We start from the raw sequence: 22065 nt of genomic DNA, 5'->3' as shown, positions 1-22065 counted from the left end.
ATTGGAGTGAAGAAAAAAATTAAAGATTATGTCAGTTTTAGTATATACAGAATCAGAACAAGGAAAATTTAAAAAAGCGGCCTTAGAAGTAGCATCATACGCCAAGGCCGTAGCCACACAATTAGGAACTACGGTAACAGCCATCGCATTTAATGTAAACGACGCCTCTATTTTAGGAACCTATGGTGTCGATAAAGTTTTAAACGTTTCAAACGAAAAACTTACCGCCTTTAATGCCAACGGATATGCCCAAGCCATTAAACAAGCCGCAGAGAAAGAAGGAACTAAAGTCGTTATACTAAGTTCTAGTGCCGATAGTAAATATTTGGCACCTTTATTAGCGGTACATTTAAATGCAGGATATGCTTCAAACGTTATTGCAGCACCATCTAACACCGCTCCATTTACAGTAAAACGAACTGCGTTTACCAATAAAGCATTCGAAATGACAACCATTAACACCGATGTTAAAATTATTGGAGTTTCTAACAATGCTTTCGGCTTGGTAGAATCTAATGGTAGCGCTTCCGCGGAAGCATTTTCGCCTTCCATTTCAGACTTAGGAGTAACCGTAGAATCTGTAGACAAAGCATCTAATAAAGTGAGTATTGCCGATGCAGACATCGTAGTTTCTGGTGGACGCGGATTAAAAGGTCCTGAAAACTGGGGTATGGTTGAAGAATTAGCCTCTGTGTTAGGCGCAGCAACTGCCTGTTCTAAACCTGTTTCCGATTTAGGTTGGAGACCACATAGCGAACACGTTGGACAAACAGGAAAACCTGTAGCATCTAATTTATACATTGCAATCGGAATTTCGGGAGCCATTCAACATTTAGCAGGTATTAATGCTTCAAAAGTAAAAGTTGTAATTAATACGGATGCCGAAGCACCTTTCTTTAAAGCAGCCGATTATGGTGTTGTTGGAGATGCTTTTGTAGTGGTTCCACAACTTATTGAAAAATTAAAAGCGTTTAAAGCGCAACAATAAATTTTTATTTTTTAAATTGTATTGTAATAAGAACAAGCTTAAATTAGCTTAAAATTTTTTAATTCTGCATTTTGCGGTTTGGTAAAGTCCTAATTTAAACAGTTCTTTGCGTTTTAATACATTATGAGTTTAGTAAGATTAAATATAAAGGGAATTTCCTATAGTCAAACACAAAACGGCGCTTACGCATTGATTTTAAACGAAATAGATGGCGATAGGAAACTCCCTATTGTTATTGGTGCTTTTGAAGCTCAATCTATAGCTATCGCTTTAGAAAAAGAAATAAGACCTCCACGACCACTTACACACGATTTATTTAAAAATTTTGCCGACCGATTTGATATCGTTGTCAAACAAGTTATTATTCATAAATTGGTTGATGGTGTTTTTTATTCTAGTTTAATTTGCGAACGCGACAAAATTGAAGAAATTATAGACGCCAGAACTAGTGATGCCATTGCCTTGGCACTTCGCTTTGATGCCCCTATATTCACTTACAAAAACATTCTTGATAAAGCTGGGATTTATTTAAAAGTAAATCCTAAAAAGGAAGAAGATGAAGATACTCAAGATAGTATTTTGATGGATGAACTCATCGCTAATGAGATGGAACCAAGCGAACCAAAGGAAAGTTTTAAAGGCAAAACACTTGAAGAATTACACAACCTCTTAAACGAAGCAGTAGCAAACGAAGATTACGAAAAGGCTGCTCGTATTCGTGATGAAATCTCTAAACGAGAATAACAAATCATAACCCACGTCTTCTGTATGAAAAAAATATTTTTGTCAATTGTCATTATTTTAATCACATTTTACTCACCAATATCAGCCCAAGACACCGATAAAAATATAAATAAAGAAACACCCAGTGAAATTGTTCAGGAAGCTTCAGCTCTTAATCCCAATACGGATTCATTAAAAGCTAATATTGATGATATAAAGACTGAAGACACATCAGCAGCCACAACAGTTTCTACCCCTATAATACCAAGTCAAGGATTCTCAATAGACAGCTTATGGCGCGGTGTTTTAGGAATGTTTGTGTTGCTTTTAATTTCCTTTATTTTAAGTAAAAACCGAAGAGCAATTAATTGGAAAACAATAGGCTTTGGTCTTTTGGCTCAGCTATTATTGGCTATAGGTGTTTTAAAAATTCCTTTTGTACAAAGTATTTTCGCTTTTGTTGGTCAATTGTTCGTAAAAACCCTCGATTTTACTAGAGCAGGGAGCGAGTTTTTACTTGGTGGCTTAATGAACATGGATAGCTATGGCTTTATATTTTTGTTTCAAGTATTGCCAACCATTATATTTTTCTCTGCCTTAACTTCCTTATTATTTTATTTAGGTGTTATTCAAAAAATCGTAAAAGGACTAGCTTGGGTATTAACCAAACTTTTAGGGGTTTCTGGCGCCGAAAGTTTAAGTGTAGCAGGAAATATATTTTTAGGCCAAACTGAAGCTCCTTTAATGATTAAGGCGTATTTAGAAAAAATGAACAAGTCTGAAATACTCTTGGTTATGATTGGCGGTATGGCTACAGTAGCAGGGGGTGTTTTAGCTGCGTATATTGGTTTCTTAGGAGGAACGGATCCTGCGCTAAAAATATTCTACGCCAAACATTTGTTAACAGCCTCTGTTATGGCGGCACCGGGTGCTATTGTTATTTCTAAAATGCTGTATCCTCAAGACCAAGAAATTAATGCCAATTTAGAAGTAACCCAAGACAATATTGGTTCAAATATTTTGGACGCTATTGCTAATGGCACCACCGAAGGATTAAAATTGGCGGCTAATGTAGGAGCTATGTTGCTTGTATTTATAGCGTTTATTGCCATGATAAATTATGGTTTTAATAAATTGGGTAGTTTATCTGGATTAAACAGCTGGATTTCTGGAAATACCCCATATAGCAGTTTTTCTTTAGAATTTATACTTGGTTATATTTTTGCACCAGTTATGTGGCTAATAGGCGTTGCCAAAGAAGATATGGCACTTATGGGTCAATTATTAGGTATTAAACTGGCAGCTAGTGAATTTGTTGGATATATTCAGCTTGCTGAACTTAAAAATGTTGCAAATTTAACACACCTCAAATTTGAAAAATCAATCATAATGGCAACGTATATGCTTTGTGGTTTTGCGAATTTTGCATCCATTGGAATTCAAATTGGCGGCATTGGCTCGTTAGCTCCCGGACAGCGAAAAACCTTATCAGAATTCGGTATTAAAGCACTTATTGGCGGTAGCATAGCGTCATTGCTTTCTGCAACTATTGCTGGAATGATTATCGGCTAATTTATTGGCGGAAAATATAATTCTCATCCAGTTTAGTTAATAACTTTATTATATTATTTAAAGCATCAGCAACTAAGTTTTGGTGCTTTTATCTATTTTTAGCTTCAGAAAAATTAAGTTTAATTAAAGCAATTTCCACAAAGTGGAGACAATTTATGAAGCAATACCACGATTTAGTAAAACATATTTTAGAACACGGCAATGAAAAAGGAGACCGCACGGGTACTGGAACAAAAAGTGTTTTCGGGTATCAAATGCGATTCGATTTAAGTGAAGGGTTCCCAATGGTAACAACCAAAAAACTCCATTTAAAATCGATAGTTTACGAATTGCTGTGGTTTTTAAAAGGCGACACGAATATTAATTATTTAACCGAAAATGGTGTTCGTATTTGGAACGAGTGGGCAGACGAAAAAGGCGATTTAGGTCCGGTTTACGGGCACCAATGGCGTAACTGGAACAGCGATGAGATAGACCAAATAAAAGAAGTGGTTGAAACCTTAAAAACCAACCCAAACAGCAGACGCATGTTGGTCTCTGCGTGGAATCCATCGGTTTTACCTGATACCTCTAAAAGTTTTAGCGAAAATGTAGCCAACGGAAAAGCGGCATTACCACCTTGCCATGCATTTTTTCAGTTTTATGTGGCTAACGGTAAATTATCGTGTCAATTATATCAACGCAGTGCCGATGTGTTTTTAGGAGTACCATTTAACATTGCGTCGTATGCACTATTCACTATGATGATGGCACAAGTTTGTGGTTATGAAGCTGGCGAATTTATTCACACATTTGGTGATGCACATATTTACAGCAATCATTATGAACAATTGGAATTACAACTTTCAAGAGACATAAGACCACTTCCTAAAATGAAACTAAACCCCGAAATTAAAGATATATTCGACTTTACCTTTGAAGATTTTACGTTAGAAGATTACAACCCGCACCCACATATAAAAGGTGTCGTTGCGGTATAACAAAAAAAGCGCTTTCAAAATTTGAAAGCGCTTTTTTTGTTAAATATCTGACCTTTATTAAACGTTTACTACGCTGTTATCAGCCGCAGCAAAATCATTCCAAGCATAAGCATCGGCAGCATCATCATTAACGAATGCACCGTCAACTACATATTTAAATTCATAAGAATTACCTGTATCTAAATCTACAGTTCCTTTAAATGTTCCATTTTTTAATTTCTTAAGTGGGGTTGCTTTCCATTTATTGAAACTCCCTACAAGTCCAACTTTTTTTGCATCCTCTGCAAGAATAGAAAACGTTACTTTACAAACTGGTTTGCTTTTTAAATATTGTTTTGAAATAGCCATAGTTTAAATTTTTTGTGTTGTTTATACTGCAAATTTATAAAACTAATTGTCAGTTTTTACCTTTTAAAGTGGTAAACCATTAAGAATTATCAATTTAACAATATCAATTCATTATTATTTAAACTAAACTATAAATTGTGCGAATTAATTGTATAATTATCAATCATAATACCCCACTTTTTGTTGATTATCAGTGACTTTTACTTAAAAAGACTTCCCAAATTAAAGTTGTTTCGAACGGATATAATTATCCTTTAATTTTCATTAAAAAGCATTAACTTTACCGTAATATTTCATGTTATATGTTCGGAAGAAAAAAAAGCGTCCCACAGATAGATAAAGAGCAGTTAGAGCTTATAGAAAATGCACAAAAAAGAATTAAGCAAAAGAAAAAATTATACATTCATTTTGTTATTTTTTTAATTGGATCGGTATTTTTAATTCTATTTAATTTAGGCTTAGGCTTTGGTAAAGATTTTAAACCTTTAGAAACTCATTGGTTTGTTTTTGCTATTCTATTCTGGTTATTTTTATTCTTATACCACGCATTTAATGTCTTTATTACCTATAAGTTTATGGGGAAAGAATGGGAAACCCAACAACTAAACAAGCTGGTAGCAAAACAGAAAGCACGCATTGAAAAATTAATTAAATCACTTCCTAGCGATGAGGCTTTAATTGAAAAAGCCCAAGCGTCTGTTGCTATTAATTCTGAAAAGAAAAAGCAAGAATTGACCATTATTGTAGCTGCAAGCGACAATGATGCGATAGGCAAACACAACAAATTAATATGGCATATAAGCGACGATTTAAAACGATTTAAAAGTTTTACAAACGGACATCATATAATAATGGGAAGAAAAACTTTTGAAAGTTTCCCGAAGCCATTACCAAACAGAACTCACGTAGTAATTACTAGGAATTTAAATTACCAAGTTCCTGAAGGTGTTATTTTGGTGAACTCCTTAGAAGATGCTATTAAGGCTTGTTCGCAGGATTCGCAACCGTTTATAATTGGCGGTGGTGAAATTTACAAACAAGCCATATTAATTGCAGATAAAATTGAAATTACCCGTGTACATGAATCTTTTGAAGCCGACACCTTCTTCCCTAAAATTGATCCTGCTGTTTGGAAAGAAACAGCCAATGTTTTTCATGAAAAAAGCGACAAAAACGACTATAGTTATTCGTTTTTAACCTATGAAAGAAGATAAATGATTCGCTATTTATAGCGTACTAAATTAAGTATTTATCCTCCTTGTAATTTATCGGCGCCATCTAACAGCCCTACTAATTCTTGAGGTTTATGTATTAACACAGGAATATGCTGTGGGCAAATATAAAATTCACTCTTCTGGTAATAAAATTTTGTAACTGGTGTTTCATCGGATGATTTTTCGCAAACCAAACACTTATTGTCATTGCTCATAATTCATTATATTTTATTAGGGATAAATTTATCTTTAACATTTATAATAAAAACTAACGAATATCATATTTTTAAAATTTATTATTAGCTTATAGTAAGATATATAGAACAATCTATTTAATAGATATAGCCATAACAAATTGGTTTTTTTACACAAAACACAATAAAAACAACACAGGAACAACAACACCTGCAACAGCCAATTTCCATCCGCGCTTTTTAAAGGTATATTTTCCATGAGTAATCATAAGCATTCCTGTTATTGCGATTACTATAAGTGATATCCCAAAAATATCTGAATAATAAATCCACCAATTGGAGGTGTTTTTATGCAAAGTCATGGTCTGACTAATTAGCGGTGTTTTTATAAATGAAATAACTTCACCCTTTCCTGTTTTCGCATCTATTGAAATCTCGGTATTTTCAAAAGACATACGTAATTCGCCTTTTCTGAACATATGACGTTTTAGTTTATCATCAACATTTAAAGAAGCGGCTAGTTTTTCAACATAAGCATCATCAATACTATGTTTGTTTTTTGGCAACGAAACTTCTATAGCTTTAGCTTCTATAACATATTTATCGGGATGCCACGATTCCCTATGGTTCATTAAAATACCCGAAAAGGCAAAAGATATAATTAAACCTACATATAAATAACCTAAATCGCGATGAATGGCTCTAAGTGTTTTTGCTTTCATTTTTAAAATTTATAATTTACAGATACCGTATAATTTCTTGGAGCAATAGGATTTACACTGTTATCGTCGTGAATATTATAGTTTAATACGTTTGTTATGTTTGCTAATTTGGCACTTACGCCTAATTTTGGGTTAAATTGATATCTTACAGTAGCATCTAATTGAAAATAATCTGAAAGTGGGATAAGTTGTCTTCCACTATTTGGCGATGTTATTAAGAACGACCTACCTGCAAAGCGTTCACCAAAATAAGTACTTAGTATTCCAAGATTTAATCCTTTTAATGAACCCGTTTCAATATCATAGTTAGCACTAAAATTGGCCGTATGTTTAGGATTATATCTTAATAAACTTCCAACAACATAAGTATTAGATTTTGTATACGTCATTTCGTTAAAACTATACCCCGCCATTAAACGCAATCCTGTTACCGGATATGCTGTAAAATCTATTTCTACACCTATACTTTCGGTAGCTCCTGCCATTTCTTTTATATTGCTATCGGTATTCCCATTGGCAAAAGAGGTTTGTGCTAAATTGCTGTTATTTATTATATACCCTGTAACATTGAGGAATAGCTTGCTGTTTAAAAACTCATTTTTTACGCCAACTTCAAACTGATCTATTAAAGAAGGTTCTAACGCCTTTCCACTAATATCGATGCCGGTATTCGTTTCAAAAGAATTAGCATAACTACCAAAAATAGACATATGCTCTGTTGGTTGAATGATGATTCCGAAACGCGGGGTAAATGCATCATCGTATAAATTAGTAACTGCTGTAGTTTGACTCGAATACGTATAAACATCACTCTTTGTATCTTGATACGTGTATCGAACTCCAGCCAACAATTTTAAATAGTTGTTTATTTCGATTAAATCCTGAATATAAATTCCGAATCTAGAAACGGGCGTTGTTGTTAATCGGTCTTTATTTAGAACAGGAATATCATTGCTGAAATTATCATAATCCGGATTAAAAATATTGATTTCATCATAATAAGCCTGCCCATTGTTATTCGCTGCAGTTAAAGCAAAATATCGGGTGTCTTTTGTTGAATAATTTTCTACATCGGCACCTATTAATAATTGATGCTTTAACGCTCCTGTATTAAACAACCCTTTTAAATCTAATTGATTTAAAATATAATTGTCGTTATAGTCTCTTTTTTGAAGATTTCGTTGCCATGTACCATCTTCCTGTACGGTTGAACCACCACTATTTGGTCTTGCATTAGTAAACAAATCGGTATTATAATGGCGAAAGGAATTGATAAAGGTTAATGCCCAATCGTCTGAAATTTGATGATTTAACGTGGTTGTAGCCGATAGTTGTTCGGCATCATAATAGCCCCATTTAACACCAACAAATTGATTTCTTGGCATATCAACAATTTGATAATTAATAATTCCCGCACCAAAATCTGGTGTTCTATGGTCGTTGGTATAATCAGCTTCAACAAGTAAGCTTGTTTTATCACTTAATTTAAAAAGTAAGGACGGATTAAAATAAAATGTTTCTGAAGACACATACCTTCTAAAACTATCGGCTGAAGTGTACGATCCATTTAATCGAAAGGCTGTGGTTTTAGACTCATTTACCGCTCCATAAACATCGAACGTGGGTTTTATCAGATTAAAACTTCCCAAAGTAACATCAATTTCACCCCCAAAATCAAAACGAGGTTTTTTTGTTATTAAATTTAAAATTCCGCCAGCTTCAACGTTTCCAAATAAAATGGCTGCACTTCCTTTTAGAATTTCAACGCTTTCAAGTCCGCTAGTTTCAACAGTCATTCCATTAAAATACCGAACTCCGTTTTTAAAGGTATTATTACTCCCCAAGCTATAACCTCTCGAAGCAATTTCTTCTTGATAACCACCGGTAGTACCCATAACATAAACACCATTGGCATTTTTTAAAATATCGCCTAACGACTGAACCATTTGATTTTCGAGCGTTAAGTTTGAAATTACAGCCACACTTTGTGGTAAATCTAAAGGCTTAATACCAGATTTAGCGGCGTTAGGCGTTTTATTAAAAATACTGCCAGAGATAAACACTTCTTGCAACTCATTATCGGCTTCCTGCAAGTAAATAATTGGAAGTTCCAGGATGGTTTGTTTTTTTACTTCGAATTTTACAAAATCTGTTTTATAGCCAATGTGCGATATAATAAGCTTATAAAACCCCGGAACTAAATCTGAAATTTTAAAGTTTCCATTAGCATCACTGATATCATATTTCTTTGAATTATCTACCATTACAGTAACACCTTCAATAGGTTGTTTTGATATGGTCATGACTTTTCCTTGAATACTTTTTGTTTCTTGAGCGCTTAATTGGCTACAGAATAATAAGACGAATAATATAAATTGAATTGATTTTTTCATTGTTATTTAGATTGATTTTAAATTGCGAGCAAATCTATATAACAAAAATAATATTCACAATTTTTATTTAGATTAATTAAAAATAATATTTTATTGTACTGATTTATAGTGTTTTATTTTTATAAAACAACCAAAATATCTTTGGAAATCATATTTTAATTGACTTGAGAATATGGGTTTTGACTTAAATTATTTGTGAAATCCTTAAAAAAAATGCTAGGTAGCAGCTATTTGATTAATTTTGTCGCATGGTAAAAGAATTACAACTTCGGGTTACACTCAAAGAAGAAGAGTACGACAATATTTTAATAACAAAGTCGGCGCAGGCTTTAGATATCGATAAAGAAGATATCACAGGTGTAAAAGTGCTTCGTAAATCTATTGATGCGCGCAAACCAAAAATTATTATTAATTATAAAGTCGCTGTATACATTAGAGAAGTTTTACCAAAAACATCAGACTATAAATTTGATTATAAAGATGTTTCAAAAGCGAAACCTGTGCACATCATTGGGTTTGGACCTGCCGGCATGTACGCCGCTTTGCGTTGTATCGAACTAGGATTTAAACCCATTGTTTTAGAACGTGGCAAAAATGTAAAGGATCGTCGACGCGATTTAAAAGCCATCAACCAGGATCATTTTGTGAATGAAGATTCTAATTACTGTTTTGGTGAAGGTGGTGCAGGAACTTACAGCGATGGAAAACTTTACACACGAAGTTTAAAACGTGGTGATGTTCGCAGAATTTTCGAAAATTTAGTGTTTCATGGCGCTACCGATCAGATTTTAGTTGATGCGCATCCTCATATTGGTACTAATAAACTCCCAAAAGTAGTTCAGAACATTCGTGAAACCATTTTAAAACACGGAGGCGAAATTTATTTTGAAACCCGGGTAACCGATTTTACCATAAAAAACAACAAAATACAAGCCATTCAATTGCAAAATGGTGAAGAAATGACTGCTAACAGAGTTATTTTGGCAACAGGACATTCGGCTCGTGATATTTTCTATTTACTCCATAAAAAAGAAATCGCTTTAGAAGCTAAATCGTTTGCTATGGGGGTTCGTGTGGAACATCCGCAACATATTATAGACTCCATCCAATACCATTGTAGTGGTCCGCGACATGAGTTACTTCCAGCGGCTTCGTATAGTTTGGTACAGCAAGTTAACGAACGAGGTGTGTATTCTTTTTGTATGTGCCCTGGCGGTTTTATTGTACCTGCCGCCACGGCTAATGGTGAAGTGGTTGTGAATGGGATGTCGCCATCTAAGCGAAACAACTTATATGCCAATTCTGGTATTGTGGTTGAAATTGACGTAAACCGTGACTTACCAAAATACGAACAGTTTGGTCCATTAAAAGGATTAGAATATCAAAAAAATCTAGAGCGTATGGCGTTTACCGCAGGCGGACGCAGTCAAGTAGCGCCAGCACAACGCTTAACGGATTTTGTTGAAGGGCGCTTATCTGTAGATTTAAACCCTAGCTCCTATCAACCCGGATTAAATTCGGCGCCATTGCATTCATTATTACCAAAGTTTTTAGGAAGCAGACTTAGAAAAGGTTTTTCTGCCTTCGGACAAAAAATGAAAGGATACTACACACATGAGGCCAATGTAGTTGGTGTGGAATCTAGAACCTCATCTCCCGTTTGCATTCCAAGAAACGACGATTTAGAACATCCTCAAATAAAAGGCTTATACCCTTGTGGCGAAGGTGGTGGATATGCTGGAGGCATTGTTTCTGCCGCTATGGATGGCGAACGATGTGCCGAAGCTGCCATAAAAGGGCTGTAAATTTAAAGCTTAGGAGTTTTAGCCAAAACATCATTTACTATGACAAAACCTGCGATTTGGCTCGCGTTAGGGATTGAAGCGGCATCCTTTTTGCCTTTTTAAACTTACCAATTACTAGGAGGAACGACGACGTAATTTATACGGATTAAGAAACTGCCACAGAAAATTAGCATTTACTTGGTTATGGTGCAAAAAGATATAGCGTAAAGCCCGACCTTTATACTGAACTTTTTTCAGGATAAAGGTAACGCCCTTACAAAAAACAGTTCGTTCATTTTTTTATCAACTTTTGAAAAGTCTAAAAACACTTTGATTAACCCACTTTAAAAGATTTATTCCTATTTTTGCACAACAAAAATTTTAACCAACTATGAACGCATACATATTTCCAGGACAAGGGGCACAATTTACAGGAATGGGCTTAGACCTTTACGAAAATTCACCTTTGGCTCAAGAGTTATTCGAAAAAGCAAACGCTATTTTAGGTTTCCATATTACAGACATTATGTTTGAAGGATCTGCTGAGGCCTTAAAAGAAACCAAAGTAACGCAACCAGCTATATTTTTACATTCGGTAATTTTAGCAAAAACTTTAGGAGACAGCTTTAAACCAGATATGGTTGCTGGACATTCCCTTGGCGAATTTTCGGCATTGGTTGCTAATGGCGCTTTAACTTTTGAAGATGGATTAAAACTGGTATCTCAGCGCGCTTTAGCAATGCAAAAAGCGTGTGAATTACAACCAAGCACAATGGCTGCTGTTTTAGGATTAGATGACGCTATTGTTGAAAAAGTATGCGCCGAAACTGAAGGTGTTGTGGTTGCTGCAAATTATAATTGCCCAGGTCAGTTAGTGATTTCTGGCGATGTTGATGCCATTAATAGAGCTTGTGAAGCTATGAAAGCTGCGGGTGCTAAACGCGCTTTAGTATTACCGGTTGGTGGGGCATTTCATTCACCTTTAATGGAACCTGCTCGTGAAGTATTAGCAGCAGCTATAGAAAATACCACATTTAGCAAACCAAATTGCCCAATATATCAAAATGTTACGGCGAGTGCGGTTATTAGCGAATGTGACATTAAAAATAATTTGATTCTACAATTAACAGCTCCTGTACGTTGGACACAATCTGTACAACAAATGATAAAAGATGGGGCAACATTATTTACTGAAGTTGGCCCTGGTAACGTACTACAAGGGTTGGTGAAAAAGATTGACAGAGAAGCGCAAACAGCTTCGGCAACTTTATAATTTTTAAATGAAAGTAACCAAACGTTCGTTATTTATTTTAGTGGTAATTGTTGCTACTATTGCTGTCGATCAAATTTCAAAAGCACTTGTTAGGACTCATATTCAACCTCGAACAGAATTTAATCTAGGCGAGCGAATTTCGTTAATTGGCGACAACTTCATTATGATGAATGTTGAAAACGCTGGTGCCTTTTTAGGAATGGGAAGTGATTTGAATCCGACATTACGAATCATTCTATTACTTATTTTACCAATACTGGTTTTAGGATTTGTTCTACGCTACATTTTAAAAGAAAAATCTTTGGACAACTGGTCGCTTTTTGCATTTGCCAGTATTATAGGTGGTGGTATTGCTAATGTATACGACCGTATTGTTTATGGTTCTGTTACCGATTTTTTCTTTATTGATTTAGGTGGCGTATTTAGAACAGGCATTTTTAACATGGCAGATCTTTCTGTTACGACTGGCATGATTATCCTTCTACTAGTCAGTTTTAAAAAGAAGAAGGAAAATGACAATTTAGAAAAGACAGTTTAAAAAATCTATTTAAACTTCATTTCATAAAAAATAAAAAGGTTGCTAAATAAAATTAGCAACCTTTTTATATCAAAATAAGTTAGTTTTTTGCTCTTACTTTTTGTTCCCAGTTCCATGCAGAGCGCATGGCATCATCTAATGTTAGCTTTGTTTTCCAACCTAATTCTTCATTAGCCTTCTTAGTATCGGCATAAGCAGAAATTATATCGCCTTCTCGTCTTCCAACAATCTTATAATTTAACTTTTTACCAGAGACTTTTTCAAAAGATTTCACTACTTCTAACACAGAACTTCCTGTACCCGTTCCCAAATTAAAGGTTTCGTAATTGGCTTTATTTTTATTTTTTAATAAACGTTCCAACGCTACAACGTGGGCTTTAGCTAAATCGACTACATGAATATAATCGCGAATGCAGGTTCCATCAGGGGTAGGATAATCATCACCAAAAACGGATAATTGCTCACGTAACCCAATAGCGGTTTGTGTAATAAAAGGCACTAAATTTTGTGGCACTCCTATTGGTAACTCACCAATATTAACAGACTCGTGTGCTCCTACTGGATTAAAATAACGCAACGCAATAGCTTTAAGTGTTGGTGTTACTTTACAGGTATCACTTATTATTTCTTCACCTATTTGCTTAGTGTTTCCATAAGGAGATTCAGCTTGTTTAACAGGTGCGTTTTCTGTAATTGGCAATTCATCTGCTTGTCCGTAAACGGTACATGATGAACTAAAGATAAATGCTGCAGAAGGCAGTTTTTTTAATTCCTTCAATATATAGACCAAGGTGCTAATATTATTTTCATAATACAGCAACGGTTCTTTTACACTCTCTCCAACAGCTTTACTTGCCGCAAAATGTATCACACCTTTTATGTCGTTATGCTTTTTAAAAAACGCTTCAACACCTGCTTTCTCTTTCAAATCGAGTTTTTCAAAAAATGGCTTTTTACCTGTAATTGCGGTAATGCCTTCTAATACATCGATTGAAGAATTTGATAAATCGTCTATAATAACAACTTCGTAGCCTTCGTTTTGTAATTCTACAACGGTGTGTGACCCTATAAATCCTAAGCCACCTGTAACTAATATTTTATCCATTTACAAATTTTATAATTGTTGATGTAATAAATTCAATTTGATCGTCATCCAATTCGGTATGCATTGGCAACGAAATAACATCTTTCACTAATTGATTGGTAACCGTAAAATCTTCTTCTTTATATCTTTCATCTAAATATGCTTTTTGCAAATGAAGCGGAATTGGGTAATAAACACCACACGGAATATTGTTTTCGTTTAAATGCTTAACCAAAGCATCGCGTTCTACCCCTTTAACTCTTAAAGTATATTGATGAAACACGTGGCAATCGCAAGACTCACAAATAGTTTCACAAGCATTTGATAATTTAGGCGTCACTATATTTTTATTGCCTTCAAACGCTTTGTTATATTTTATGGCTGCTTCTCTTCTCTTCTTATTGTAAGTATCTAAATGTGGAAGTTTAGCATCTAAAACTGCAGCCTGAATACTATCCAATCTTGAATTCACACCTACCACATCATGATGATAACGCTCGTACATACCGTGGTTTACAATACCTCTAATGGTATGAGCTAAATCATCATCATTTGTAAAAATCGCACCACCATCGCCATAACATCCTAAGTTTTTAGAAGGAAAAAAAGATGTTGATGCTACATGACCCATCGTTCCTGCTTGTGCCTTTTTACCATTTTTAAAGGTATAAGTAGCTCCAATAGCTTGCGCATTGTCTTCTATTACAAATAAATTATGAGCTTCGGCAATTTCCAAAATTGCTTCCATATTAGCGCATTGCCCAAATAAATGTACCGGAACAATGGCTTTTGTTTTTGGTGTAATGGCCTTTTTTATGGCTTCAATATTAATATTAAAATCATCTTCATTAACATCAACTAAAACTGGTGTTAACTGTAATAACGCTATAACCTCTACGGTTGCCGCAAAAGTAAAATCGGCAGTTATGACTTCGTCGCCAGGTTTTAATCCTAAACCCATCATAGCAATTTGCAAGGCATCGGTACCATTGGCACAAGGTATCACATGCTTTACACCTAAATACTGCTCTAAATTTTTTTGAAATTGATGAACTTTCGGTCCGTTTATAAATGCGGTTGTTTCTAAAACTTCTTGAATTGAAGTATTAACTACTTCTTTAATGTCTTCGTACTGACCTTTAAGGTCGACCATTTGAATTTTTTTCATGTAAAAAAATGTAACGCTATAAAATAAAGAAACGCTTAATTTACGTACCTCTATACTATAATTTATAAGTCACGAAATTACGAAATTAGTACGCGGTAACCAATGAAATTATTTTAAAGAAATGTATTTTAGCGTTAAAATAATTAAGAATTGAGTTTTATTTATAACATTGGTATTCATCTCACACATTTTGGTTTAAAATGTGCGTCCGTTTTTAACCAAAAAATCAAAAAAGGGGTTGTGGGTCGTGAAACCACATTTAATACGCTAAAAGAAAATCTCAAACCAAATAACAAAACACTTTGGTTTCATTGTGCCTCATTAGGTGAGTACGAGCAAGGGCTTCCTGTTTTTAAAGTATTAAGAGATCATTATAAAAACCATAAAGTCGTATTAAGTTTCTTTTCTCCTTCTGGCTATGAGATACGGAAAAATTCTCCAATTGCAGATGTGGTTGTTTACCTTCCTTTAGACTCGAAAAAAAATGCCAAACGGTTTTTAGATTATGTAAATCCGGAGTTAACTGTTTTTGTTAAATATGACATTTGGCCCAATTTTTTAAAGGAATTAAAACACAGAAAATTACAGGCTATTTTAATTTCGGCAGCATTTAGAGAAAATCAGTCGTTTTTTAAATTTTATGGAAAACCATTGCGCGAAGCATTATTTGCTTTTGATTATATTTTCACCCAAAATGAAGCATCAAAAAAGCTGCTCGAATCAATTAATTACACCAATGTTACTGTTTCTGGCGACACACGTTTTGATAGAGTATTCAGCCAATTAAATATTGATAATTCTTTAGATTTTATACAAAAATTTAAACAGGATAAATTATGTATAGTTGCAGGCAGTTCATGGCCCGAAGATGAAATTCTATTTGTAAATTATATTAATTCTGAAGTTTCAAAAGATTTGAAATTCATTATTGCCCCACATAATATTAAAGCTTCTCAAATTAAACATATTCAGGATAAACTTTCGGTTGAAAGTGTTTTGTTTTCTGAAAAAGACAACAAACAATTAGAAAACGCCAAGGTGTTTATTGTTGACACTATAGGTATACTTTCCAAAATCTATAGCTATGCCGATATTGCGTACGTTGGAGGTGCGATGGGAACCACTGGCTTACACAACACTTTAGAACCAGCTGTTTTTGGTGTACCTATTATAATTGGAACTAACCACTCCAAATTTCCTGAAGCCCAAGAAATGATTGACAACGGAGGCATGTTTGCAGTTTCAAATCAAATGGCTTTTAACGACATCTTAAACGCATTAATTTTCGATTCAGAAAAACGCTTGTCTTCTGGTAAAACTAATTCCGATTATATTAAAAACAACACCGGGGCTGTTACAAAAATCACCACTTATTTAAAACTTTAGTGTTTCAATTAAAAAACAAAAAACCCGAATTTAACTAATAAATTCGGGTAGTTTATTGTTTTAAAAGTTCCTAAACATGTATTAATGAATAGGGCTTTGCGTACATGGGCAATTGCTAATACCTTGTAGAAAATCGATTCCTATAGTTACTACATGGGTTCCAGAATTATACCCCGCCAATTGGTTCGTGGTTATTTGATACGCATATCCAAAATAAAAATTATTCTTTTTAAACCCAGCCATCGGACCTACGTTTAACGGTTTTAAAAACTGATCGTTTAAATAGCGGTATGATATCCCAGCCCAATAGTAATCTTCATTTTTATTAAACTTTCTGTATTTAAAATTCACATCGGTACTTGATCGATTATCGCTGCTAAACATTTGATAATAAATGGATGGCTCATACTCTATTCTACTATGCTTCGGACCTTTAAAGGTATATCCAGAATATATCTGATAGTTTAAAAGCGTACTAGGTTCTGACACTCTAATATCATCATCAACCTTTTTCTCAAGAATATTATTCGCATTAAAACTTGCAAAAAAGCCTTTGAATCGATACAACGCACCTACATCAAAATTGTAATTAGTACTTGCTCTATTATCGGTAACAAAAGGATCGATAAAAGTTTGCTCGTAGGTAGTATTAAAATTATTTATATCGATTTTGAAATGATTCATATTAAACGAAATTCCAAAGGATAGATATTGCTTTGAATAATAATCTAAAATTAGATGGTGCGCAAAAGAAACTTTAGCTCCCGTTTGAATGGTGTTACCATTTTTATCATTATAAAGTGACAATCCAACACCAGAACGACTGGCAATTCTAAAATCGGCATAAAGCGATTGGTTATCTGGTGCATCTTTAATGCCCACCCACTGCGTTAGTCCGTTTGCTCTAATTTTTAAATTATCGCCAATACCAGCATAGGTTGGAGAAACCACAAAATTATTGTCGGCCAGATACTGAGTAAAAACAGGCAAATTAAGTTCTTGACCATAGCTGTTTGCCATGATTACAAGAAGTATATATATGAGAGATTTTTGCATATTATTTTTATTATTTAGTGATTAAATCCACTAATTATCATTTATCTGTATAATGTAAAATGTCCAACAAAATCACGATCGTACTTTTTATCGTTTAGCTTAATAACGTACCAATAATCACCCGATGGCAGTTCTTTTCCTTGGTATTTTCCATCCCATTTTTGTCCTGCTCTTAACGTGCTTACTTTACGCCCATAGCGATCAAATATATTTATAGCTATGTCTTTATATTGCCATGCGCATCCAGGTCCCCAAGTATCTATAACACCGTCGCTATTTGGTGTGAAATAATTAGGAATACATAAATCAATAAATTCAAAGTATTGGGTAGCAGAGGCAAAACAACCAAATTGGTCTGTTACTGTTACTGTGTAATCACCCGATTTATAGATTATGAATGTATTAGTACTACCGTACGATTCGCCGTTTAAGCTGTATTCGTAATCGCCAGCACCACCTGAAGTAGCTGTTACTATTTGATTCAGTTCACCAGTATCTATCGCCAAGGCTAATGCATCATATTGTTCAATATCGAAGGTTGCAGTTCTTTGAATACAACCGTTGGTATGTCTAACATCAATATAATGACCTATTCCAGACGGCACATTTACAAACACATTACTTGTTTGGTATGCACCACCATTTAATGAATAATCTAAATCGGAAGTATTCGTAATACTTGCATCTACAGTAACTGTTACCGTATTGGTTGAAATATTATTAGTACATCCATATGCTACTGAAGCTTCAGGATTAATAGTTACAGATTCTGGGAATGTAATATTCCATTCAGATTCACAACCAAAATTATCTCGAACATAAACTACATGGTCGCCTCCTCTCAAACCAGTAAAATCAAATTGAGTTTGAGTTAAAGTTCCTGTTGTGTAAACCCCGTTATAATCATCTAAACTCACGCTATATGGTGCTGTACCTCCAGAAAGATCAATACTAAACTCCCCATCCATATCTCCAGAACAAACTTCAGGAATTAATGATCCTGGAACTATGCTCAGCATTAATGGACTTGGCTCTGTAATTGTAAAATTGATTAAAACAAAACAACCTAATTCGTCTTGAGCTATCACGTCGTACGTTCCAGCCGCCAGATTATTAAATGTATTTGAGTCAAAGAATTGATTCAATTGTGGTGAAATAGCATATTTAATTTGCCCTGTTCCACCAGACGCATTGACTACAAGCGTACCATTATTTGCTCCATTACAAGTTACATTACTAGTTGTGTATGGCGCTATTAATGGAGACGCAGGTTCGGTAATACTTACAAGCGCAGACGTTGTATTACAATCGCCGCTATCTACTCGCACTTGGTAATCTCCAGCATAAAGCTGTGTAAATCTACCTGGACTAGATTGTACTGCGGGAATTGTATTTCCTGCAGCATCTTGTAAAGTGTAAACGTAATTTCCTAAACCACCTTGAGCCGTTGCTACAATAACACCAGTGTTATCGCCAGCGCAATTAATAAAGGCATTGGCTACATCTAAATTCACCACCAATGTTGGTAATGGATCAATCTTGATTTGATTCGTAGCATTCGCAACACAACCGTTAGCATCTCTTACATAATAAACATATGTTCCTGGTGCCACAGTAATTGTTGTTGATGACACGAATGAACCTAACGGACCTGCAGTGAAATTAGCGTCATCACTATATGTGTATGGCCCTGTTCCGCCTGATGCACTTAAGGTAAGCGTTGTACCCGTTGTACATGTTTGCGATGTTGTTTTTACTAATTCCGCCTGTATTACAGTAGGTTGTTGTATCACAATATTCGCAGAAGTAAAGGAACAATTATATCCATCAGTGATTACCACATTGTATGTTCCGGCTCCTAAACCACTAAATACTGGGGAGGCTTGAGGACCTGAGGCACTTACTGTTGGTGAAACCGTGTTAAGTGTATAAGAATAATTGCTTCCTTGTCCACCTGTTACAGCACTCACTGTAATTGATGCATTGGTATCTCCAAAACAAGTCAATAAGGTTGTACTTGGGGTAACTGTAGCATTAATTGGTGCTGGAATAACAAGCGTTACATTTGCTGAAACTATACATCCACCAGCATCTCTTACATTTACGGTGTAATTTCCAGCTGATAAGTTTGTAAATGTTCCATTAGCAGAATACGCCACTGTAGATGCACCTGTTAATTCATATTCATAAGTTCCCCAACCACCAGTAGCAGTTGCTGTAATAGTACCTTTATCGTTGGTACAGGTTACATTGGAAGTTTCAGAAGCTGAAAGTGTTAAGGCTGAAGCTGGCGATGCAATCGTAACCATATTCGATACCGTAGTACAATAAGGACTCGCAGTTTCTGTAACGGTTACAGTATAATTACCTGCGGGCAATCCTGTAATTACTTGCGGATTTGTTGACGTATTTGCACTAACCACACCTCCAACTGAAGCACCTGAATTATCAAATACTTCATAATTATAGGCTCCGGAATAACCAGTTACATTTATTTCTAACGCACCATTATTATCACCAAAACAAGTAACCGGCACCGTTGCTGTTGCCACCACATCGATCGTATCGAACGGTGCAACTGTAAACGCAGAGGTTGCAATTGTACATCCTGTGGTTAAATCGTTTACTTGGAAATAGTAATCTCCAGGCAGTGTTATGCTAAATGTATTAGAAGCCTGAGCTGCTCCGCTTGGTAACATTTGATAACTAAAATTACCTGATCCACCTGATACATTTATAGCAACTGATCCCGTGTTGTTACAATCTATAGGTGTAGCCATCGCTACTGTAGCTGCCGTTAATGTCGGAAGCGGTGCTATAACAACAGTGTTTGAATTTAAACAACCATTAGCATCTTTAACATATACGGTTATAGTTTGAGAAACTCCTGTATCAATAACATCAAATGTATTGGTAGTTAAATAATTAATACCATCTATACTATACACATAAGGCGCCGTACCACCCGCTTCAGTTATGGTAACTGTCGAGGTATTTACTGAATTATCAGGTGCACATCCAAAATCTGTAGCGGTTCCAGAAACTGTTAATAATGTTGGTTCTCCAACAATTACATTTGCTGTAGCTGAACAGCCTCTTCCAGAATTTACCTGAACAGTATAAGTTCCCGCAACCAATCCTGAGAATATATTAGAATTTTGTGCTGGCACTGTACTTGGGCCTGCTGTAATCTCATAAGTATAAACTGGATTATCATTACTTGCAGGTAAATTTACCGTGATGATACCATCATTACCGCCATTACAGCTTACATCATCAACCGAAGTTGTGAAAATTACCGGAGTAGCCGCTATTAATGTAATGCTTACATCTTTTGTACAAGACGTAACGGCATCGGTAATGGTGATGGTATACGTTCCTGATGGCACACCAGAGAATACATTACCAGATAACGACCCAACACTCGGACTAATAGCATAACTATAGCTACCAGATCCTCCTGATTGTGATACTGTAATTACGCCGTCGTTATCAGCACATGTTGGTAAAGCCGTAATTGTTGGTGTAAAATCTAAATGCGCATATATCGTTACAGAAGTTGGACTGATGGCCTCACAACCATTTGCGTCTTTTACTGTTACGAAATAATTACCAGGTGTTAAGCCAGTGAATGTTCCGCTTGATTGGAAACCACTTCCTACAGAATAAGTTAAAGGAGCAACACCTGAACTACCTGTGATAGTAAATGTATAAGGATCTCCAGCCAAATTACATTGGTTTGAAGCCATAGCTGGAACCGTAACTGATGGTAACGGATCTAATATAACCGTAACGGTATTCATTTCAGTACATCCATTTGCATCTCTTACATAGACATCCCAAACTAAGTCTGCTCCCGAATTGGTATCTACGGTTACCACATTACTGGTTCCATAAACTGCTGGGGCTCCTGCTCCAGATACTACTGCTGCATAAGTATAACTCACTGTGCCTCCTGATGCTGTCACGGTTATCTGTGATTCATCATTGCTACAATATACATGCGTTGTAGTCGCAGTAAACGCTAACGCACTTGCTGGCTCGGTGATGGTAATTGTTTCTGTAGCTGTACAGCCTGTGATATCGTCTGTAACTTCAACAGTATATGTGTCGGCAATTAAATCTGTTAAATCTATCGTGTTTCCTGATGGAACCATAGTACCTGTTCCAGTAAGTAGTACTGCTGTATAAGTACCTGCATAATCGCTTACCGTAAATTCTATCGCACCCGTATTTTGGCCAAAGCAATAAACATCATTTAATTTTAATCCTGCTATGGTAATATTCGTTACCGGTACAACTGTATAGGATTCCTGATACGTACATCCATTGGCATCGGTTACTTCAAACATATAGGTGTCTGGTGCTAAGCCTGTAAATACTCCACTACTTGCGCCAGTTGCATTTCCTGTAGCACTTGCTGGCGATAATATCGCATAACTTAACGGTCCATCGCCATTGGTAGTAGTTAGCGTAACATCCGTTGTTGTTGCTATACAGGTGACTGCTGGTGATGAAAAATCTAAATCCGTTGGTGGATTTAAAGCCGGTACCACAACATCTATTGGTGCTGGAATAGGACATCCATTAGCATCTTTTATGTATGCCGTTACCGTTCCTGCTGTATAAGTAGAATATGTAT

17 protein-coding genes are annotated in these 22065 nt (G+C 35.3%); 9 read left to right on the top strand and 8 right to left on the bottom strand.

What is annotated here, in order from left to right; all coding sequences use genetic code 11:
- The first annotated feature begins 28 nt into the window (after positions 1–28).
- The 4 genes from ACFQ0I_RS05125 (at position 29) to ACFQ0I_RS05110 (ending at position 4263) form a co-directional block, all read left to right on the top strand.
- On the top strand, positions 29–988 hold the full coding sequence (locus tag ACFQ0I_RS05125) for an electron transfer flavoprotein subunit alpha/FixB family protein (RefSeq protein ID WP_379940031.1): 960 nt from the start codon (positions 29–31) through the stop codon (positions 986–988).
- A gap of 123 nt (positions 989–1111) precedes the next feature.
- Positions 1112–1732: a bifunctional nuclease family protein gene (locus tag ACFQ0I_RS05120; protein WP_379940029.1), complete on the top strand. Its 621-nt coding sequence runs from the start codon at positions 1112–1114 to the stop codon at positions 1730–1732.
- Positions 1733–1756: 24 nt separating this feature from the next.
- Positions 1757–3283 carry a NupC/NupG family nucleoside CNT transporter gene (locus ACFQ0I_RS05115; protein WP_379940028.1) on the top strand — a complete coding sequence of 509 codons (1527 nt, stop codon included), beginning with the start codon at positions 1757–1759 and terminating at the stop codon, positions 3281–3283.
- A gap of 155 nt (positions 3284–3438) precedes the next feature.
- On the top strand, positions 3439–4263 hold the full coding sequence (locus ACFQ0I_RS05110; protein ID WP_379940026.1) for a thymidylate synthase: 825 nt from the start codon (positions 3439–3441) through the stop codon (positions 4261–4263).
- A gap of 57 nt (positions 4264–4320) precedes the next feature.
- On the opposite strand, the gene ACFQ0I_RS05105 is transcribed toward ACFQ0I_RS05110, so the two are convergent.
- Positions 4321–4611, bottom strand: coding sequence for an isoamylase early set domain-containing protein (locus ACFQ0I_RS05105; protein WP_379940024.1), 291 nt, complete (start codon positions 4609–4611; stop codon positions 4321–4323).
- A 302-nt stretch (positions 4612–4913) separates the two neighbouring features.
- Here ACFQ0I_RS05105 and ACFQ0I_RS05100 point away from each other — a divergent pair, with 302 nt between their 5' ends.
- Complete coding sequence (locus ACFQ0I_RS05100) at positions 4914–5825, top strand: dihydrofolate reductase (protein WP_379940022.1); 912 nt, start codon at positions 4914–4916, stop codon at positions 5823–5825.
- A 35-nt stretch (positions 5826–5860) separates the two neighbouring features.
- Here ACFQ0I_RS05100 and ACFQ0I_RS05095 read toward each other — a convergent pair whose 3' ends face one another.
- From ACFQ0I_RS05095 to ACFQ0I_RS05085, 3 genes are all read right to left on the bottom strand, one after another.
- Positions 5861–6040 carry a hypothetical protein gene (locus tag ACFQ0I_RS05095; protein ID WP_379940020.1) on the bottom strand — a complete coding sequence of 60 codons (180 nt, stop codon included), beginning with the start codon at positions 6038–6040 and terminating at the stop codon, positions 5861–5863.
- 149 nt (positions 6041–6189) lie between these two features.
- The gene (locus ACFQ0I_RS05090; RefSeq protein WP_379940017.1) at positions 6190–6741 is read right to left on the bottom strand and encodes a PepSY-associated TM helix domain-containing protein; all 552 of its coding nucleotides are present in this window, start codon (positions 6739–6741) and stop codon (positions 6190–6192) included.
- A 2-nt stretch (positions 6742–6743) separates the two neighbouring features.
- Entirely contained in the window at positions 6744–9134 is a 2391-nt protein-coding gene (locus ACFQ0I_RS05085) for a TonB-dependent siderophore receptor (RefSeq protein ID WP_379940015.1), read from the bottom strand.
- A 248-nt stretch (positions 9135–9382) separates the two neighbouring features.
- On the opposite strand from ACFQ0I_RS05085, the gene ACFQ0I_RS05080 reads away from it, so the two are divergent.
- From ACFQ0I_RS05080 to lspA, 3 genes are all read left to right on the top strand, one after another.
- Positions 9383–10939 (top strand): NAD(P)/FAD-dependent oxidoreductase, encoded by a 1557-nt coding sequence (locus ACFQ0I_RS05080; RefSeq protein WP_379940013.1) that lies wholly within the window; start codon positions 9383–9385, stop codon positions 10937–10939.
- Positions 10940–11309: 370 nt separating this feature from the next.
- Positions 11310–12191, top strand: a complete 882-nt coding sequence (gene fabD, locus ACFQ0I_RS05075) for an ACP S-malonyltransferase (protein WP_379940011.1) — start codon at positions 11310–11312, stop codon at positions 12189–12191.
- Positions 12192–12198: 7 nt separating this feature from the next.
- Positions 12199–12729 (top strand): signal peptidase II, encoded by a 531-nt coding sequence (gene lspA, locus ACFQ0I_RS05070; RefSeq protein WP_379940009.1) that lies wholly within the window; start codon positions 12199–12201, stop codon positions 12727–12729.
- A gap of 79 nt (positions 12730–12808) precedes the next feature.
- On the opposite strand, the gene galE is transcribed toward lspA, so the two are convergent.
- Positions 12809–13834: a UDP-glucose 4-epimerase GalE gene (galE, locus tag ACFQ0I_RS05065; protein ID WP_379940007.1), complete on the bottom strand. Its 1026-nt coding sequence runs from the start codon at positions 13832–13834 to the stop codon at positions 12809–12811.
- Positions 13827–14981, bottom strand: a complete 1155-nt coding sequence (locus tag ACFQ0I_RS05060; RefSeq protein WP_379940005.1) for a DegT/DnrJ/EryC1/StrS family aminotransferase — start codon at positions 14979–14981, stop codon at positions 13827–13829. Before ACFQ0I_RS05060 ends, galE begins: the two co-directional genes overlap by 8 nt.
- A gap of 150 nt (positions 14982–15131) precedes the next feature.
- On the opposite strand from ACFQ0I_RS05060, the gene ACFQ0I_RS05055 reads away from it, so the two are divergent.
- Complete coding sequence (locus ACFQ0I_RS05055) at positions 15132–16367, top strand: 3-deoxy-D-manno-octulosonic acid transferase (RefSeq protein WP_379940003.1); 1236 nt, start codon at positions 15132–15134, stop codon at positions 16365–16367.
- A gap of 81 nt (positions 16368–16448) precedes the next feature.
- On the opposite strand, the gene ACFQ0I_RS05050 is transcribed toward ACFQ0I_RS05055, so the two are convergent.
- Both ACFQ0I_RS05050 and ACFQ0I_RS05045 read right to left on the bottom strand, forming a co-directional pair.
- The gene (locus ACFQ0I_RS05050; protein ID WP_379940001.1) at positions 16449–17423 is read right to left on the bottom strand and encodes a PorP/SprF family type IX secretion system membrane protein; all 975 of its coding nucleotides are present in this window, start codon (positions 17421–17423) and stop codon (positions 16449–16451) included.
- A 41-nt stretch (positions 17424–17464) separates the two neighbouring features.
- Positions 17465–22065: T9SS type B sorting domain-containing protein (locus ACFQ0I_RS05045; RefSeq protein WP_379939999.1), on the bottom strand; the 4601-nt coding region annotated here is incomplete at its 5' end.

The sequence above is a fragment of the Mariniflexile aquimaris genome, assembly GCF_042676825.1.
Classification (GTDB): Bacteria; Bacteroidota; Bacteroidia; order Flavobacteriales; family Flavobacteriaceae; genus Mariniflexile; species Mariniflexile aquimaris.
This window is presented reverse-complemented; position numbering and strand designations above follow the sequence as displayed.

Coding starts and splice junctions, on each gene's coding strand:
- ACFQ0I_RS05125 (WP_379940031.1), top strand. CDS start 29: ATGTCAGTTTTAGTATATACAGAATCAGAACAAGGAAAATTTAAAAAA.
- ACFQ0I_RS05120 (WP_379940029.1), top strand. CDS start 1,112: ATGAGTTTAGTAAGATTAAATATAAAGGGAATTTCCTATAGTCAAACA.
- ACFQ0I_RS05115 (WP_379940028.1), top strand. CDS start 1,757: ATGAAAAAAATATTTTTGTCAATTGTCATTATTTTAATCACATTTTAC.
- ACFQ0I_RS05110 (WP_379940026.1), top strand. CDS start 3,439: ATGAAGCAATACCACGATTTAGTAAAACATATTTTAGAACACGGCAAT.
- ACFQ0I_RS05105 (WP_379940024.1), bottom strand. CDS start 4,611: ATGGCTATTTCAAAACAATATTTAAAAAGCAAACCAGTTTGTAAAGTA.
- ACFQ0I_RS05100 (WP_379940022.1), top strand. CDS start 4,914: ATGTTCGGAAGAAAAAAAAGCGTCCCACAGATAGATAAAGAGCAGTTA.
- ACFQ0I_RS05095 (WP_379940020.1), bottom strand. CDS start 6,040: ATGAGCAATGACAATAAGTGTTTGGTTTGCGAAAAATCATCCGATGAA.
- ACFQ0I_RS05090 (WP_379940017.1), bottom strand. CDS start 6,741: ATGAAAGCAAAAACACTTAGAGCCATTCATCGCGATTTAGGTTATTTA.
- ACFQ0I_RS05085 (WP_379940015.1), bottom strand. CDS start 9,134: ATGAAAAAATCAATTCAATTTATATTATTCGTCTTATTATTCTGTAGC.
- ACFQ0I_RS05080 (WP_379940013.1), top strand. CDS start 9,383: ATGGTAAAAGAATTACAACTTCGGGTTACACTCAAAGAAGAAGAGTAC.
- fabD (WP_379940011.1), top strand. CDS start 11,310: ATGAACGCATACATATTTCCAGGACAAGGGGCACAATTTACAGGAATG.
- lspA (WP_379940009.1), top strand. CDS start 12,199: ATGAAAGTAACCAAACGTTCGTTATTTATTTTAGTGGTAATTGTTGCT.
- galE (WP_379940007.1), bottom strand. CDS start 13,834: ATGGATAAAATATTAGTTACAGGTGGCTTAGGATTTATAGGGTCACAC.
- ACFQ0I_RS05060 (WP_379940005.1), bottom strand. CDS start 14,981: ATGAAAAAAATTCAAATGGTCGACCTTAAAGGTCAGTACGAAGACATT.
- ACFQ0I_RS05050 (WP_379940001.1), bottom strand. CDS start 17,423: ATGCAAAAATCTCTCATATATATACTTCTTGTAATCATGGCAAACAGC.